Raw genomic sequence first — 13,554 nt, forward strand, 5'->3', positions numbered from 1 at the left:
GGAACGCGTTCGCCCGCGCCCCCCGGGCGGGGGGTGCGGGCGAGCGGGCGGCAGGGCCCGGGGTCAGCGGGACTGGAGGGCGTCCAGGCCGACGGCCTGGGCGATGACGAGGCGGCGGTCCAGGCGCGGATCGTTGATCTCGACGATGTAGCGGTCGCGGAAGCCGAACTTCTTCTCGACGCTGAACACGACCTGGTCGCCGGCGTAGAAGTCGAAGTGGTACGGCCACGCGAACGGCAGGTTCTCGACGTAGGGGATGAACTGCCAGACACGTCGCAGCACGGCGACGAGCTTGTTGCGCTCGCTGCCGGTCGTCAGGCCGAGGCCCGGCTGCTCCAGGTGCCAGGTGGAGGCGAGCAGCGACTTCTTGAAGTCCTTGCGGAACACCCCGATCGGCTGCCCGTGGGCGTCGGTGATGTCATAGGCCGACGCGAGGTCGATGCGCTTGCGCGCCTTGAACCCGAGGATCGGGCGGGTCTTGGAGTCGTCCGAGTACAGGGTGACCTGCTCCTTGAACGCCAGCCGCTTCTGCTGCGCGAAGGCGAGCAGCTCGCCCTCCCCGCCGTCCGGCCCCTCCGCGTGCACCTCGTACTGGTTCACCATCAGGCGCACCCGCTGCCGGATCAGCAGCTTGCGCTGTGCCTGGAGTCTTTCCTCGTCCAGCGAACTCACCCGTTCCGTGTCGGTTTGCGGAGGGGAGTCTGCCATAGCAAGTCCCTTTCATCCGGCGTTTCCGGATGCGTCCGACGTCCGGGTCAGGACTCCTGGATGTGCGCGGCGAGGTACCCGTGGATCAGCCGCTCGGCCTCGGCGACGATCCGCGGGTCGCCCTCCGGGCTGCGCCGGAACGCCATCTTCAGCACGGCGTCGCCGGCCTCGACCGAGATGGCGAGCGCGGTGGCGAGGCCGGGGGTGTCCTGGACGCCGAAGGTGTCCACGATCATCCGGCGGAGCCGGTCGGCGACCACCGCGTTGTTGTCGGCGTCGGAGTCGAGCAGGTTGACGTCGGCGACGTCGCCGAAGCGCAGCACCCGGAAGCCGGGCACGGTGCGGTGCATCTCCACGAAGATCTCGATGATCGCGCCGACGGTGTCGGACCAGTCGCCGAACCTGCCCGCGGAGAGCCGCGCCGAGATCCGGTCGCCGAACTCCTCCAGGTTGCGCAGCGCGAGCGCCTGCGCGACCGCGCGCTTGTCGGGGAAGAACTGGTACACCGAGCCGATCGCCACCTCGGCGCGCTGGGCGATGCGCGTGGTGGTCAGGCCGTCGTAGCCGTCCTCGTCCAGGATCTCGGCGCAGGCGTCCAGCATCCGCTGGACGCGTTCGGCGCTGCGGCGCTGGGCGGGACGGCGGCGGAGCGGGGTTCGGATCTCGGTCACCTGGCCATTGTCCCTCCCGCGCGGGGGTGCCGAGCATGCACTGCGTGCCATACCTCTGGGTCGCGGGAGTCTTCCGCCCGCACCACCCCGCCACTAATATCCGAAGGCTATTCGCATTTTCGGTCGGACCATGGGGGAAGGAAGCGCGGATGGGTCTTCCGGAGGACTTCCGCTGGGGCGTCGCCACCGCCGCCTACCAGATCGAGGGCGCGGTCGGGGAGGACGGGCGGGGACCGTCCACCTGGGACACGTTCTCCCACACGCCCGGACGGACCCGCGACGGCCACACCGGCGACGTCGCGTGCGACCACTACCACCGCTGGCCGGAGGACGTCGCGCTGATGGCGGGCCTCGGCGTCGACGCCTACCGGTTCTCGATCGCGTGGCCGCGCGTGCAGCCCTCCGGGAGCGGCGCCGTCAACGCCGAGGGCCTCGACTTCTACGACCGGCTGGTGGACGGCCTGCTCGCCGCCGGCATCGCGCCCGCCGCCACCCTCTACCACTGGGACCTCCCGCAGCCGCTCGAAGACGCCGGCGGCTGGATGGAGCGTGACACCGCCTACCGGTTCGCCGAATTCTCCTACCTGGCGGCCGAGCGCCTCTCCGACCGCGTCGACATGTGGATAACCCTGAACGAGCCCGTGGTCGTCACCGCCTACGGCTACGCGTTCGGGGTCTACGCCCCGGGCAGGACGCTCCTGCTCGACGCGCTGCCCACAGCCCACCACCAGCTCCTCGGCCACGGCCTCGCCGTCAACGCCCTCCGCAGCCGGGGGGCGCGCACGGTCGGGCTCACCAACCACTACTCCCCGGCCTGGGCGGCCTCCCCCGCCGACCGGCCCGCCGCCGACGCCTTCGACGCGTTCATGAACCGGCTGTTCACCGACCCCGTCCTGCTCGGCCGCTACCCCGACCTGATGGGGGACGCGCCGTTCATCCGCTCCGAGGACATGTCGGTCATCGCCTCCCCCATCGACTTCCTAGGGGTGAACTACTACAACCCCACGCGGATCGCGACCCCGGCCGAGGGCCCGCTGCCGTTCGACATCGTGGACATCACCGAGTACCCGACGACGGGGATGGGCTGGCCGATCGTGCCCGACGCCCTCCTGTCGCTGCTGCGCACCCTCGACTCCCGCTACGACCTGCCGCCGCTCTACATCACCGAGAACGGCTGCTCGTTCGCCGACGAGCCCGGTCCCGGCGGCGCCGTGGACGACCCGTCCCGCATCGAGTTCATGGACGCCCACATCGCGGCCGTGCGCACCGCCGTCGACGAGGGAGTCGACGTCCGCGGCTACTTCGCCTGGTCGCTGCTGGACAACTTCGAATGGGCGGAGGGCTACCACCCCCGCTTCGGGCTGGTCCACGTCGACTACGAGACGCAGAAGCGCACGCCGAAGACGTCCTACGGCTGGTACCGGGACCTCATCGCGTCGTCCAAGGGTCGCTGACGGACCCGGCGGGCGGCCGCTTCTACCCTGGTCGCATGTCCGTCGAACTGCAGGAACTCGCGAGAGCGGTCAGGCAGGCCCACCACCGGCAGCACCGTGCGCTCGACAGCCGCCTCGCCGCCGCCGGCACCACGCCCGCGCAGTGGGACGGCCTGCGCGCGATCGGCCGCGCTCCCGGGGCGTCCGCCCGCGCCCTGGCGGCGGAGACGTTCCAGAGCGAGCAGGCGTTCGGGACGCTCGCCGGACGCCTGGCCGCCCAGGGGCTGATCGACCGGCGCCCGGGCCGGAACCGCAGCGTCGAGCACCACCTCACCCCCGCCGGTGAGAAGCTCCTCGCCACCGGCCGGCAGATCGTCGACGAGGTCCTCGCCGAGCTCTTCGCGCCCCTGCCCGAGGACGACCGCGCGGCCCTCCTCGCCCTGCTGCTGCGCCTCTCCTGACCGCCGTGCGGCATGCTGATGCGCATGGACACTCCTGAGACACTCGCGGACGTGCGCGCGCGGATCGACGCCATCGACGGGCGGCTCGTCCGGCTGCTGGCCGAACGCGAGGGGCTGGTGCGCGCGGCCGCCGCCTTCAAGCGCGACGAACAGGGCGTCCGCGCGCCCGACCGGGTCGAGCGGGTCGTCGCGCTGGCGCGCGAGAGGGCCGCGGACGCCGGGCTCTCGCCCGAGGTCGCCGAGACGGTGTGGCGCGCGATGATCGGCGCGTTCATCGACCTGGAGCTGGACGAGCACGCGACACGCCGCGGGTGGTCGCGGGCGGCGGATTAGAAACAGGGCCGCGGCGCGTTGAAGCAGGTGGACCCAGCCCCCCGACCAAGGAGGACGCTCCCCGATGGCCCTCAAGCGACCGTCCTTCCTGCCGTCCCTGGACGAGCTCGAACAGCAGGCCCAGAGCAGGTCGTCCCAGCGCGGGCGCCCCGGCTCCCACTTCGACCACCCCACCGCGAAGGCCCTGTTCGTGGCCGTCCTGGCCGTGACCGTCATCGCCCACGTCGTCGGCGGCATCGTCTTCCTCGTCCTGGGCCACTGACCCGCCGGTCAGGCCAGGAAGTCCGGGACGGTTCGCGCGTAGCGAGCGGGATCGTCCGACCACGGGTCGTGCGCCTTCGCCCGCAATGACAAAACAAGGTGCCGGGGACGGGCGGAAGGGCCATGGTGAAGGGATGCTGGTCGATCACTTCCCGCCGCTCGGGTTGCGGCTGACGACACCGCGGCTGGAGCTGCGCCTGCCCTCGCCCGAGGAACTCGCCGCGCTGGCCGACCTCGCCGCCGAGGGCGTCCACGACCCGGAGACGATGCCGTTCATGGTGCCCTGGACGGACCGCCCGCCCGCCGAGGTGGCGCGGGGCGTCGTCCAGCACCACTGGAAGACGCTCGCGGAATGGACTCCCGAGAAGTGGGAGCTCGACCTCACCGTGTTCCATGAGGGCGAAGTCGTCGGGCAGCAGACTCTGTGGGCGCACGACCTCGTCGTCCTCCGGCAGGTCGAGACCGGCTCGTGGCTCGGCCGGCGCCACCAGGGCCAGGGCATCGGCACGGAGATGAGAGCGGCCGTCCTGCATCTGGCCTTCGCGGGCCTGGACGCCGAGGAGGCCGCCTCCGCCGCCTTCGAGGACAGCCACGCCTCGAACGCGGTGTCGCGCAAGCTCGGGTACCAGCCCAACGGCATCGAACGCCACGTCATCCGCGGGGCGGTGACCGTCGAACAGCGGTACCGGCTGACCCGGGCCGACTGGGAACGCCACCGCACCGTCCCCGTCACCATCGAGGGCCTCACCCCCTGCCGGACGATGCTGGGGCTCCCGAGATGACGGAGCGGACGTTCGACGACCTGGTCGCCGAGGCCGGGACGGTGTCCGTGGCGGGCTGGGACTTCTCCTGGCTGGAGGGCCGCGCGACCGAGCAGCGCCCGTCCTGGGGGTACCAGCGGCTGATGAGCGAGCGGCTGGGCCGGGCGCGGGCGGCGCTCGACATCGAGACGGGCGGCGGGGAGGTGCTCGCGGGCGCCGCGGAGTTCCCGCCCGCGATGGCGGCGACCGAGTCGTGGCCGCCGAACATCGCGAAGGCCACGCGCCTCCTGCACCCCAGGGGCGCCGTCGTCGTCGCCGGCTCCGGCGAGTCGCGGCTCCCCTTCGCCGACGAGGCGTTCGACCTGGTCGTCAGCCGCCATCCGGCCACCGTCCGGTGGGCCGAGATCGCGCGTGTCCTCGTCCCGGGCGGGACCTACCTCGCCCAGCATGTCGGCCCGGCGAGCGTCTTCGAGCTGACCGAGTTCTTCCTCGGCCCCCAGCCCGAGGCCCGCCACGCACGGGACCCCGAAGTCGAGAGCGCCGGGGCCCGGGCCGCGGGGCTCGACATCACGGACCTGCGTTCCGAGCGCCTCCGCATGGAGTTCTTCGACATCGGCGCGGTCGTCTACTTCCTGCGCAAGGTCATCTGGATCGTCCCCGGCTTCACCGTCGACGCCCACCGCGACCGCCTGCGCGACCTGGACGAGCGGATCCGGCGCGACGGCGTCTTCACCGCCCATTCGTCCCGCACCCTCATCGAGGCCCGCAAGCCGTCGTGAGGCGGGCGCGCTAGGCGGCGCTCAGGCGGTACGCGGTGCCGGTGCTGCCCTGCACCCAGGCGTCGGGCAGGGCTCCGGCCAGCGCGTGCTGGGCGCGCCAGCCGGTGCAGTGCCCCGGGACGACGAGGCCCGGCGCGAGGTCGGTGAGGGCCGCGACGGTGGGCGGGATGACCGGTTCGAAGGCCGGACCGCCGAGATGCAGCCCGCCGAGGAGCGCGTGCAGTTCGCCGACCCCCGTCAGCCGCTGCGCGTGCCGGACGATGTTGATCGCGCCCGCGTGGCCGCAGCCGGTCAGCACGACCAGCCCGCGGCCCCGGACATGGACGACGAGCGCCTGGTCGTCGAGGACGAGCGGGTCGTGCGCCCACTCCCCGCCCGTCCAGGCCTGGTGCGGGGGCGGCATGCCGTGCTCGAACTCGGTCGTCCGGTCCACCTCGCCGGTGATCAGGACGCTGCCGTCCAGGAGCAGCGAGGGCTCGCGGCGCTCGATGACCTGGAAGCCCTCCCCGTCCAGCGCCCGCCTGCTCAGCGTGGGCAGCTCCTCGGCGTCCCGCCCGGGCACGGCGAGGCGGCGCCTCGTCCAGACCAGCGGATGCAGCACCATCGGCATCGACCGCACGCCGAGCAGGCCCACCATCCCCGCCAGCCCGCCCGCGTGGTCGAAATGGCCGTGGCTGAGCACGACGCCCTGGACGTCACCGAGGTCGATGCCGAGCCTGTCGGCGTTCGTGACCATCGCGTCGGGCGACCGGCCGGTGTCGAACAGCAGGGTGGTGGAGCGCCCGGCCCGGCGCACCGTGACCAGCGCCGAGAAGCCGTGCTCGGCGATCATGCCCGCGGTGGTGCGGCCGCCCTCGAACTGGGGCGCCGCCACGACGCCCGCGCCCCCGCCCGCCCGGCGGATCCGCTCGTCGTCTCCCAGCAGGGCGTCGTAGACGTTGTCGACCAGGGTGACGATCTCTACCTCGTCCACCGGCTCCAGCGCGACGGGATCGACCGCCGCGCCCCTCACCGGGCGCGGCGCCGACGCCGCCGCCTCCCCCGTCCCGCCACCGGTCTCGCACATGGCGGCAGCCCAACCGCCGCCCCGCACGCGGCCCACCTACCGGTCGCAGGCGGCGAGTACATCACCGACGCCGGCTGGACGGCCGTGGCCCGCGAGGACGGCTAGCCGTTGCGTCCCGTGAGGTCGGCCTCGATCCCGTAATGGTCGGACAGGACGGTCGAGCGCCCGCCGGGAAGGCGGACCTTCTCCTTGAACACCAGGCGCGTCTTCGCCTCGATGCCCGGCCTGACCAGGAGCTGGTCGATGGCGCCGATCTCGGCGTACTCGGGGCGGAAGGTCGGTTCGGTGTCGCCGCCGAAAGCATCCCGCAGGCCGGTGTCCGAAATGAAGTCCGCGAGGTCGGGGGAATCGCGGGGGACGTTGAAATCGCCCATCACCACCATCGGTTCCGCCTTCGGAATCCGGTTGACCGCCGCCGCCAGCCGGCGCAGCTCCGCCTTCTCGACCCGCGTGTAGACGTTGGACGGGGACCAGTCCATGTCCAGGTTCGCCGAGAGGTGGGTGTTCACCACGGTGAGGTGACCGCCGGGGAGGCGGACCCGGGTGAACAGGGCGCCCTTGCCCAGCAGCCATTCAGGACGCGCCGGCCTGGCAGGTATGTACGCCCGGAAATGGCTTCGCGTCACCGGATGGCGGGAAAAGGTCACCAGTCCGCCGCGGACGAGCGGGAACATCGGGACGTAGGAGACGTGCGGATACGAGATAGCGGCGCGCCGCAGCAGCCGCAGGACCCGCCACGAGATGACCTCCTGCAGGCAGACGACGTCGTAGTCCGACCGCTCGATCGTCTCGGCGAGGACGCCCATCCGCGCTCGGGCCTCGCCTTTGAAAAGGGTGTTGAACGTGAGGACGCGCGCCTGCATGGCGGCCACTCTATGTCACCGCGTTGCCCATCGCGGTGGCGCCTTCCGATACTGGGCCCACGACCGGACCGCAATACCGGGCACGCTGGACGAGAAAGGTACTGCATGGGATTCCAACTCGGCTTGTTCTCCCCCAACACCGAATCGGGGCTGGCCATCACGACCGCACCGGAGCGATGGCACGCCACCTGGGACGACAATCTCCGGCTCGCGCGGATCGCGGACGAGGTCGGCATCGACTTCCTCCTGCCGGTCGCGCGCTGGACGGACTGGGGGCCGGACACCGACTTCCACCGCAGCGCCCTCGATCCGCTGGTGTGGGCGTCCGGGCTGCTCGCCCAGACGAGCCGGCTCCGCGTGTTCACCACCGTCCACACCGCGTTCCACCACCCCGTCGTCGCGGCCAAGCAGCTCGCGACCGCCGACCACCTCAGCAAGGGGCGGGTCGGGCTGAACATCGTGGCCGGTTGGCACGCTCCCGAATACGAGATGTTCGGCCTCACGCTGCCCGGCGACCACGACACGCGCTACTCCCTCGCGCAGGAGTGGTGGGACGTCGTCAGGCGCATCTGGTCGTCCGACGAGCCGTTCGACCACGAGGGACGGTTCTTCCAGCTCAAGCACGTCGTGGGCAGGCCCAAGCCGTACAACGGGCACAGTCTCCCCGTCATCAACGCCGGGTCGTCCACGCAGGGGCGCTCGTTCGCCGCGCGCAACGCCGACCGGGCGTTCACCGTCGTCGGCGGCCCGCAGGACGGGGCCGAGATCGTGAAGGCCATCCGCACCGAGGCCGCCTCCCACGGCCGGACGGTGGGCGTCTTCACGCTCGGCCACGTCGTCTGCCGCCCGACGAGGAAGGAGGCGGAGGACTTCCTGCGCTACTACGCCGACGAGCGCGCCGACTGGCCCGCCGTCGACGAGGTGATGCGGCTGCAGGGGCTGCACGCGCAGTCGTTCACGCCGGAGATGCTCCAGGTGTACCGCGGCAGGTTCGCGGCCGGGCACGGCAGCTGCCCGCTGGTCGGCGACCCCGACGACGTCGCGGAGGGCCTGGCGGATTTCGCTCATGCGGGATTCGATGGTATCGCTCTGTCGTTCCTCAATTACGCTGACGATTTGGGCTACTTCGCAGCCGAGGTCATGCCGCGGCTGCGCGCCCGAGGTGTTCTGTCCGTCGACCATCAGGAACCGGCCTCCCCACCAGGACGATGACTTCTTCCGCGACGAAACCGCCCCTGTCCGCCCACCGGCGCGTCCTCAGCAAGGACATGGGAGTCCTGCACGACACCGTCGAGCCGTTCGCCGTCGGCCACGACCTCCAGGCACTCGAACCGGACGTGCCGATGGACGGCCTGGTCAACGCCCTCGGCGTGGGCTCGGTCAACCTCGTCTGGGTGCGGTACGGGGGCGGCGGCGTCATCGTGGACACGCCGCCCACGGAGGGACACTTCGCCATGTGCGCGCCCATGGCGCCCATGGGCGTCGAGTACCGGGCCTCCGGCCGCCGGACGACCTCCGCGGGAAGCCTCGTCCTGTCGCACGACGAGTCGATGCGGATGACGCCGCACCCGACGGAGGGCTGCCTGGTCATCGCGACGAGCACCGGGCGGCTCGCCGACCATCTCGGCGCCCACCTCGGGCGCGAGCACGCCCCGCCGCTGCGTTTCCACAACGTCGGGGAGGAGGGCCTCGTGCCGTCCTCGATCGTGGAGCGCACCTGGCGGTACGTGTGCGACGTCCTCGACGACGCGGCGGCGCAGGGCGGCCTCCACCCGCTGGCGGAGCGCAGCCTGGAGGAGTCCCTGCTGACGGCGATCCTGCTCGGCCTGCCCCACACGGGCACGCCGAGCCTCGCCGAGCCCGCCGACCGGGTCCCCCACCATCTGGCCGGGATCATCCGGGAGTGGGTCGAGGCGCACCACCAGCGCCCGATCGGGGTCACCGACGTCGCGGCGGCGGTGGGGCTCGGCGTCCGGCAGCTCCAGGTCGTCTGCCAGACCGAGTGGGGCATGACGCCCACGCAGCTCCTGCGCGGCGTGCGGCTCGACCGCGCCCGCGCCGCGCTCACCGTCGCCAGGCCCGGCCCCGGCGCGATCACCGAGGTCGCCGGGGCGGCCGGGTACTTCCACATGAGCCGTTTCGCCGCCCACTACCGGCAGCGCTTCGGCGAGACGCCCTCGCAGACCCTGATGCGGGCCTGACTCAGCCCTCGGGCCGCTCCAAGCCCGTCCGGATGCGGTCCCCCGCGCGCCGTCCCATGCGGGCCAGGGCCCTGTTCGCGGTGGGCGACACGCGGGAGAGGGCGCGGCCGAAGCGCGCCTCGGCGGTGACGAGCACGACCGGCCTGTTCTGCCGGACGGCCCGCAGGATGGCCCCCGCGACCCTTTCCGGCGAGTACCCCCGGCGCTCGGACGCGCGCCCTATCCGCTCGCGCAGCTCGGTCTCCGCGCCGGACGGCAGCCCGACGAACCGGGTCCTGCCGACGATGGGGGTGTCGACCACCCCGGGGCAGACGGCGGAGACACCGATCCCGTAGCGGTCGAGGTCGAGGCGGAGGCTCTCGGTCATCTGCAGTACGGCGGCCTTCGTGGCGCCGTACGCGGGCATGTCCGCGCTGGGCATGTAGGCGACCATCGACGAGAGGTTGACGATGTGGCCCCCCTCGCCGCGTTCCACCATCTGGCGTCCGAACAGGCGTGAGCCGCGGTACATGCCGTCCAGGTTGATGGAGCGGATGCGGTTCCACTCCTCCTCGGACGTCTCGAGCAGCGATCCCGCGATGGCGATGCCCGCGTTGTTCACGACGACGTCGGGAACCCCGAACGTCTCGCGGACGTACCCCGCGAACCGCTCCATCGCCTCGGCGTCGGCCACGTCCACCCCGTAGACGTGGGCCTCGCCGTCGGCCGCCTGGATCTCCTCCACGGTGCGTTCGGCGGCGCCCTCGTCGATGTCGGCCGCGACGACGCGGGCCCCTGCGGCGGCGAAGGCATGGGCGGTGGCGCGTCCGATGCCGCTGCCCGCCCCCGTGACGACGACCAGATCGCCCCCGAAGTCCTTGCCGGGCAGCCCCGCCGCGCGCGCGTGAGCGATCGCGGGCGTCTCCGGCCCGCCCTCGACGTGCTCCACGAACTCGCCGATCCAGCGGGCGACGAGGTCGGGATGGCTGCGCGCCACCCAGTGCCCCGCCGGTGCGCGCCGCACGTACAGGCGCTCCACGGGCCCGCGCGCGGACAGCAGGAGCGGCTGCGAGCCGTAGCGGTCCTTGACGGGGACGATGAGCTGGACGGGGACGTCCGTCCGCCCGTCGTCCAGTGTGCCCGCGCCCCCGTCCCCTCCGTCGCGGCCACGGCCCATGTTGGCGCGGTACAGGCCGAGCCCGTGGCGGGCGTCGGCGGGCAGCGTGCCTGCGGGGTGCCCGGAGCGCGGCTCGGCCCCCTCGCGCAGCCGCATCACCCGGCCGAACCCGGCGGCGAGCACCCGCGCCGCGACCTCGCCCGCCCAGGGCGTCATCAGGACCGGCATGTAGACGCTGCGCCGCGCCTGCCCGAGCACCTCCGCGACGCCCCGCGGCCCGGACCGGACGGCCTCCCGCGCCCAGCGGGCCATGTGCCGCCGGTCCGGGCCGGAGATCGAGGTGAACGAGGCGACGCGGCCGCGCAGCCGGTTCCCGATGACGGCCTCCCAGCCCTGCACCGAGCCCCAGTCGTGCCCCACCAGGTGGACGGGCTCGTCGGCGCCCACGCCGTCCAGGACGGCCTCCAGGTCGCCCATGAGCGCGTCCAGCCGGTAGTCCAGCGGGTCGGCCGGGACGCCGGACGCGCCGGCCCCGCGCACGTCGTAGACGACGACGCGGAACCGCTCGCCGAGCCGCCCGGCGACCTCGTCCCACATCGCGCCGGTGTCGGGATAGCCGTGGACGAGGACGACCGTCGGCCGCCCCTCCGCGCCCCGCACCCGCACGGCCAGCTCGATCTCGCCCGACCTCACCCACTGGTCACGCATCGGCACGCCCGCCTGTCCCTAGGAGCTCGTTTCCCGTGAAACTACGCCCCTGGGGCGGCGTGTCCACAGTTCCCCAGCGGACCGGCCGGCGCAGGATCGTGCGCATTCTGGCCGGGTCCGTCCAGCTCAGGACGGACGCGCGCTCAGGCCGGTGCACGCGCGCAAACCGTTCCATCGCCTGACCTCCGCCTTGGCGGCGGCGCCCTGCATCGGCACGGGGATGCCTCCGGAGATGAGCGCGGGGCTCCACTTGTCCTTGGCGACCTTGCCGTTCACCACCTTGAGGAAGAGCACGCCGGACTTAGCCGTCTGCCCTTGCGCGGAGGAGAACACGAAGTTGCCCATGCCGTAGTGGACGTACGCGCCGTTCATGTAGCCGCCGCCCAGCGGGATGTGCGCGTGCCCGCCGACCACGACGTCGGCGCCCGCCGCGACGAGCGCCTTGGCCAGCTCCTGCTGGCGGGGCAGCGGGCATCCCTTCAGCTCGGCGCCCCAGTGCAGATGGACGATGACGACGTCCGAGCCCTGGCGCGCCTCCTTCACCGCCTGCACCATGCGCGGGACGTCCTTGGCCGACGCGAGGCCGCCCTTGGTGTCGGTGGCCGTCCACGCCTGGATCAGGTGGTCGTCCAGCACCTGCGTGGCGCCGACGATGGCGATCCTGTTGCCCTTCACCGTGACGCGGTACGGGCGGTAGGCGGCGTCCGCGTTCTTGCCGATGCCGACCACCGGGAACCCGCTGCGCTTGATGGCGGCCAAGGAGTCGCGCAGGCCGCCTTCCATGTAGTCCATGCCGTGGTTGTTGGCCATGGAGGTCACGTCGACGCCCGCGGCCTTCAGAGCCGTGAGGGCGGTCGCCGGTGCCCGGAAGGTGAACTGCTTGCCGGGCGCGGGCGTCCCCCCGGTCGTGATGGCCGTCTCCAGGTTCACCATGGCGAGGTCCGCGGCGCGCAACTGCTTCGCGACCGGGCCCAGCGCCGTGGACGGCCGGGCCAGCCGCCCGCGCAGCGACCCCTCGAAGTGCGTGTCGCCGCCGAAGGCGATCAGGATCGGCTGCTTGGCGGCCTTCGCGGGCTGCGTCCCGCCCTGCTGCCGCCCGGACGGCGACGCCGGGGGCGTCGCGCCCTCCGCCTTGGACTTGTCCGAGCCGCCGCACGCCGCCGCGGCCAGGGCAACCCCGACCATGACCAGGGCCGTCGCGCCCCGCATGCCCGTCTTCCCCCGCATGGCCATCGCCTCGCCTCCGTCCGGCCCCCCGTGGACCTGTGGGTCGGATCGGCCCAGCATGCCACGAGCGCGCCGCGTCTCGGCAAAGACGTGCAACTCTGTCCCTTGAGCCGTTCATGTTGATGGGGACAAGTCGCCCCGCATGACCGCACTCCGGACGCCGAGGCCGCGCATCCGACGACCGTGGCGACCTCCCGCCCGGCCGCTCCCCATCCGCCCCGTTCTGTGCGTTAACGTGCAGCTTCATGTCCCTGCGTTTCGACCAGACCGGCTGGCAGCCCCTCCAACCCGGAGCCTTCCGCAACGCCGACGGCGACACCGTCGCCCTCTACGGCTTCGACATCCCGCCCGACCTGCCGGCCTCCCTGGAGCAGCTCGACCTCCTGCGCCGCGGCACCGCCGCCAAGACCGCCGGCTCCGGCGGCGGGCTGATCGAGCTTGACGTGATCACGCTGGACGGGCTCCCCGCCGTGCGGCAGATCGTCAAGCTGCCGCTGCCCGACCGCCCGACCGGCGTGGCCTACGTCGCCTCCTTCACCGTGCCGCGCGCGGACCGCAGCCTCGTCCTGAAGATCCAGTGCCTGGAGCAGGGCGTCACCGGGATGCGCGACAGCACCGCGCTCAACCACTACCTGACCGAGTACGGGCAGGGCCGCGACCTCCAGGACATGATGCGCTGGTGGGCGCAGCACGCCTACGCCCCGGAACTCCAGGGCGGCCTGCCCCGCAACCTCTCCGAGGACCCCGGCTGGGACCCGCACTTCCCCGAGCACCCCCTCTCCCGCGCCCGCCGCATCCTCGCCGCCCTGGCCCCCACCATCGAGCTCCACCCCGCCTTCAAGTCGGCCCCGCCCTTCGCCGCCTGAACCGCCCGCGCGAGGGTGCTGAATGGGGTTTAGGGCGGAATAAATGCCAAAGTGCCTTTATAGGGCGCTTTATGGCGTAGCGCAGTGAAGTTCGGGCGGCCATGATAGAGAGACGGTCCC

15 protein-coding genes are annotated in these 13,554 nt (G+C 72.4%); 9 read left to right on the plus strand and 6 right to left on the minus strand.

The window, feature by feature from the left end; translation table 11 throughout:
• Positions 1-63: 63 nt before the first annotated feature.
• Both BKA00_RS26525 and BKA00_RS26530 read right to left on the minus strand, forming a co-directional pair.
• Positions 64-672: an LURP-one-related family protein gene (locus tag BKA00_RS26525; protein WP_230298768.1), complete on the minus strand. Its 609-nt coding sequence runs from the start codon at positions 670-672 to the stop codon at positions 64-66.
• An 83-nt stretch (positions 673-755) separates the two neighbouring features.
• Positions 756-1,379, minus strand: coding sequence for a TetR/AcrR family transcriptional regulator (locus BKA00_RS26530; RefSeq protein ID WP_230298767.1), 624 nt, complete (start codon positions 1,377-1,379; stop codon positions 756-758).
• Between the two features lie 149 nt (positions 1,380-1,528).
• Here BKA00_RS26530 and BKA00_RS26535 point away from each other — a divergent pair, with 149 nt between their 5' ends.
• The 6 genes from BKA00_RS26535 to BKA00_RS26560 all read left to right on the plus strand — a co-directional run bounded on the left by BKA00_RS26535 (position 1,529) and on the right by BKA00_RS26560 (position 5,407).
• Positions 1,529-2,833: a GH1 family beta-glucosidase gene (locus BKA00_RS26535; protein WP_185029283.1), complete on the plus strand. Its 1,305-nt coding sequence runs from the start codon at positions 1,529-1,531 to the stop codon at positions 2,831-2,833.
• Between the two features lie 35 nt (positions 2,834-2,868).
• Entirely contained in the window at positions 2,869-3,273 is a 405-nt protein-coding gene (locus tag BKA00_RS26540) for a MarR family winged helix-turn-helix transcriptional regulator (RefSeq protein WP_185029285.1), read from the plus strand.
• 24 nt (positions 3,274-3,297) lie between these two features.
• Positions 3,298-3,606 (plus strand): chorismate mutase, encoded by a 309-nt coding sequence (locus tag BKA00_RS26545; RefSeq protein ID WP_221493299.1) that lies wholly within the window; start codon positions 3,298-3,300, stop codon positions 3,604-3,606.
• Positions 3,607-3,670: 64 nt separating this feature from the next.
• Complete coding sequence (locus BKA00_RS26550) at positions 3,671-3,868, plus strand: hypothetical protein (protein WP_185029289.1); 198 nt, start codon at positions 3,671-3,673, stop codon at positions 3,866-3,868.
• A 133-nt stretch (positions 3,869-4,001) separates the two neighbouring features.
• Positions 4,002-4,649 (plus strand): GNAT family N-acetyltransferase, encoded by a 648-nt coding sequence (locus tag BKA00_RS26555; protein WP_185029291.1) that lies wholly within the window; start codon positions 4,002-4,004, stop codon positions 4,647-4,649.
• A complete protein-coding gene (locus tag BKA00_RS26560; protein ID WP_185029292.1) occupies positions 4,646-5,407 on the plus strand; it encodes a class I SAM-dependent methyltransferase in 762 nt (253 codons plus the stop codon). The genes BKA00_RS26555 and BKA00_RS26560 overlap by 4 nt, the downstream gene beginning before the upstream one ends.
• A gap of 10 nt (positions 5,408-5,417) precedes the next feature.
• Here BKA00_RS26560 and BKA00_RS26565 read toward each other — a convergent pair whose 3' ends face one another.
• Together BKA00_RS26565 and BKA00_RS26570 are read right to left on the minus strand one after the other, a co-directional pair.
• Positions 5,418-6,473 (minus strand): MBL fold metallo-hydrolase, encoded by a 1,056-nt coding sequence (locus BKA00_RS26565; protein ID WP_185029294.1) that lies wholly within the window; start codon positions 6,471-6,473, stop codon positions 5,418-5,420.
• A gap of 101 nt (positions 6,474-6,574) precedes the next feature.
• Positions 6,575-7,336 carry an endonuclease/exonuclease/phosphatase family protein gene (locus BKA00_RS26570; RefSeq protein WP_185029296.1) on the minus strand — a complete coding sequence of 254 codons (762 nt, stop codon included), beginning with the start codon at positions 7,334-7,336 and terminating at the stop codon, positions 6,575-6,577.
• 105 nt (positions 7,337-7,441) lie between these two features.
• On the opposite strand from BKA00_RS26570, the gene BKA00_RS26575 reads away from it, so the two are divergent.
• Together BKA00_RS26575 and BKA00_RS26580 are read left to right on the plus strand one after the other, a co-directional pair.
• A complete protein-coding gene (locus BKA00_RS26575) occupies positions 7,442-8,548 on the plus strand; it encodes an LLM class flavin-dependent oxidoreductase (protein WP_185029298.1) in 1,107 nt (368 codons plus the stop codon).
• Positions 8,545-9,537: a helix-turn-helix transcriptional regulator gene (locus BKA00_RS26580; protein WP_185029301.1), complete on the plus strand. Its 993-nt coding sequence runs from the start codon at positions 8,545-8,547 to the stop codon at positions 9,535-9,537. Before BKA00_RS26575 ends, BKA00_RS26580 begins: the two co-directional genes overlap by 4 nt.
• Position 9,538: 1 nt before the next feature.
• Here BKA00_RS26580 and BKA00_RS26585 read toward each other — a convergent pair whose 3' ends face one another.
• Positions 9,539-11,341: an SDR family oxidoreductase gene (locus BKA00_RS26585; RefSeq protein ID WP_185034837.1), complete on the minus strand. Its 1,803-nt coding sequence runs from the start codon at positions 11,339-11,341 to the stop codon at positions 9,539-9,541.
• Between the two features lie 126 nt (positions 11,342-11,467).
• Positions 11,468-12,568, minus strand: coding sequence for a CapA family protein (locus BKA00_RS26590; RefSeq protein ID WP_185029303.1), 1,101 nt, complete (start codon positions 12,566-12,568; stop codon positions 11,468-11,470).
• A gap of 245 nt (positions 12,569-12,813) precedes the next feature.
• On the opposite strand from BKA00_RS26590, the gene BKA00_RS26595 reads away from it, so the two are divergent.
• Positions 12,814-13,434, plus strand: a complete 621-nt coding sequence (locus tag BKA00_RS26595; RefSeq protein ID WP_221493300.1) for a hypothetical protein — start codon at positions 12,814-12,816, stop codon at positions 13,432-13,434.
• The last annotated feature ends 120 nt before the right edge of the window (positions 13,435-13,554 follow it).

The sequence above is a fragment of the Actinomadura coerulea genome (assembly GCF_014208105.1).
GTDB lineage: Bacteria > Actinomycetota > Actinomycetes > Streptosporangiales > Streptosporangiaceae > Spirillospora > Spirillospora coerulea.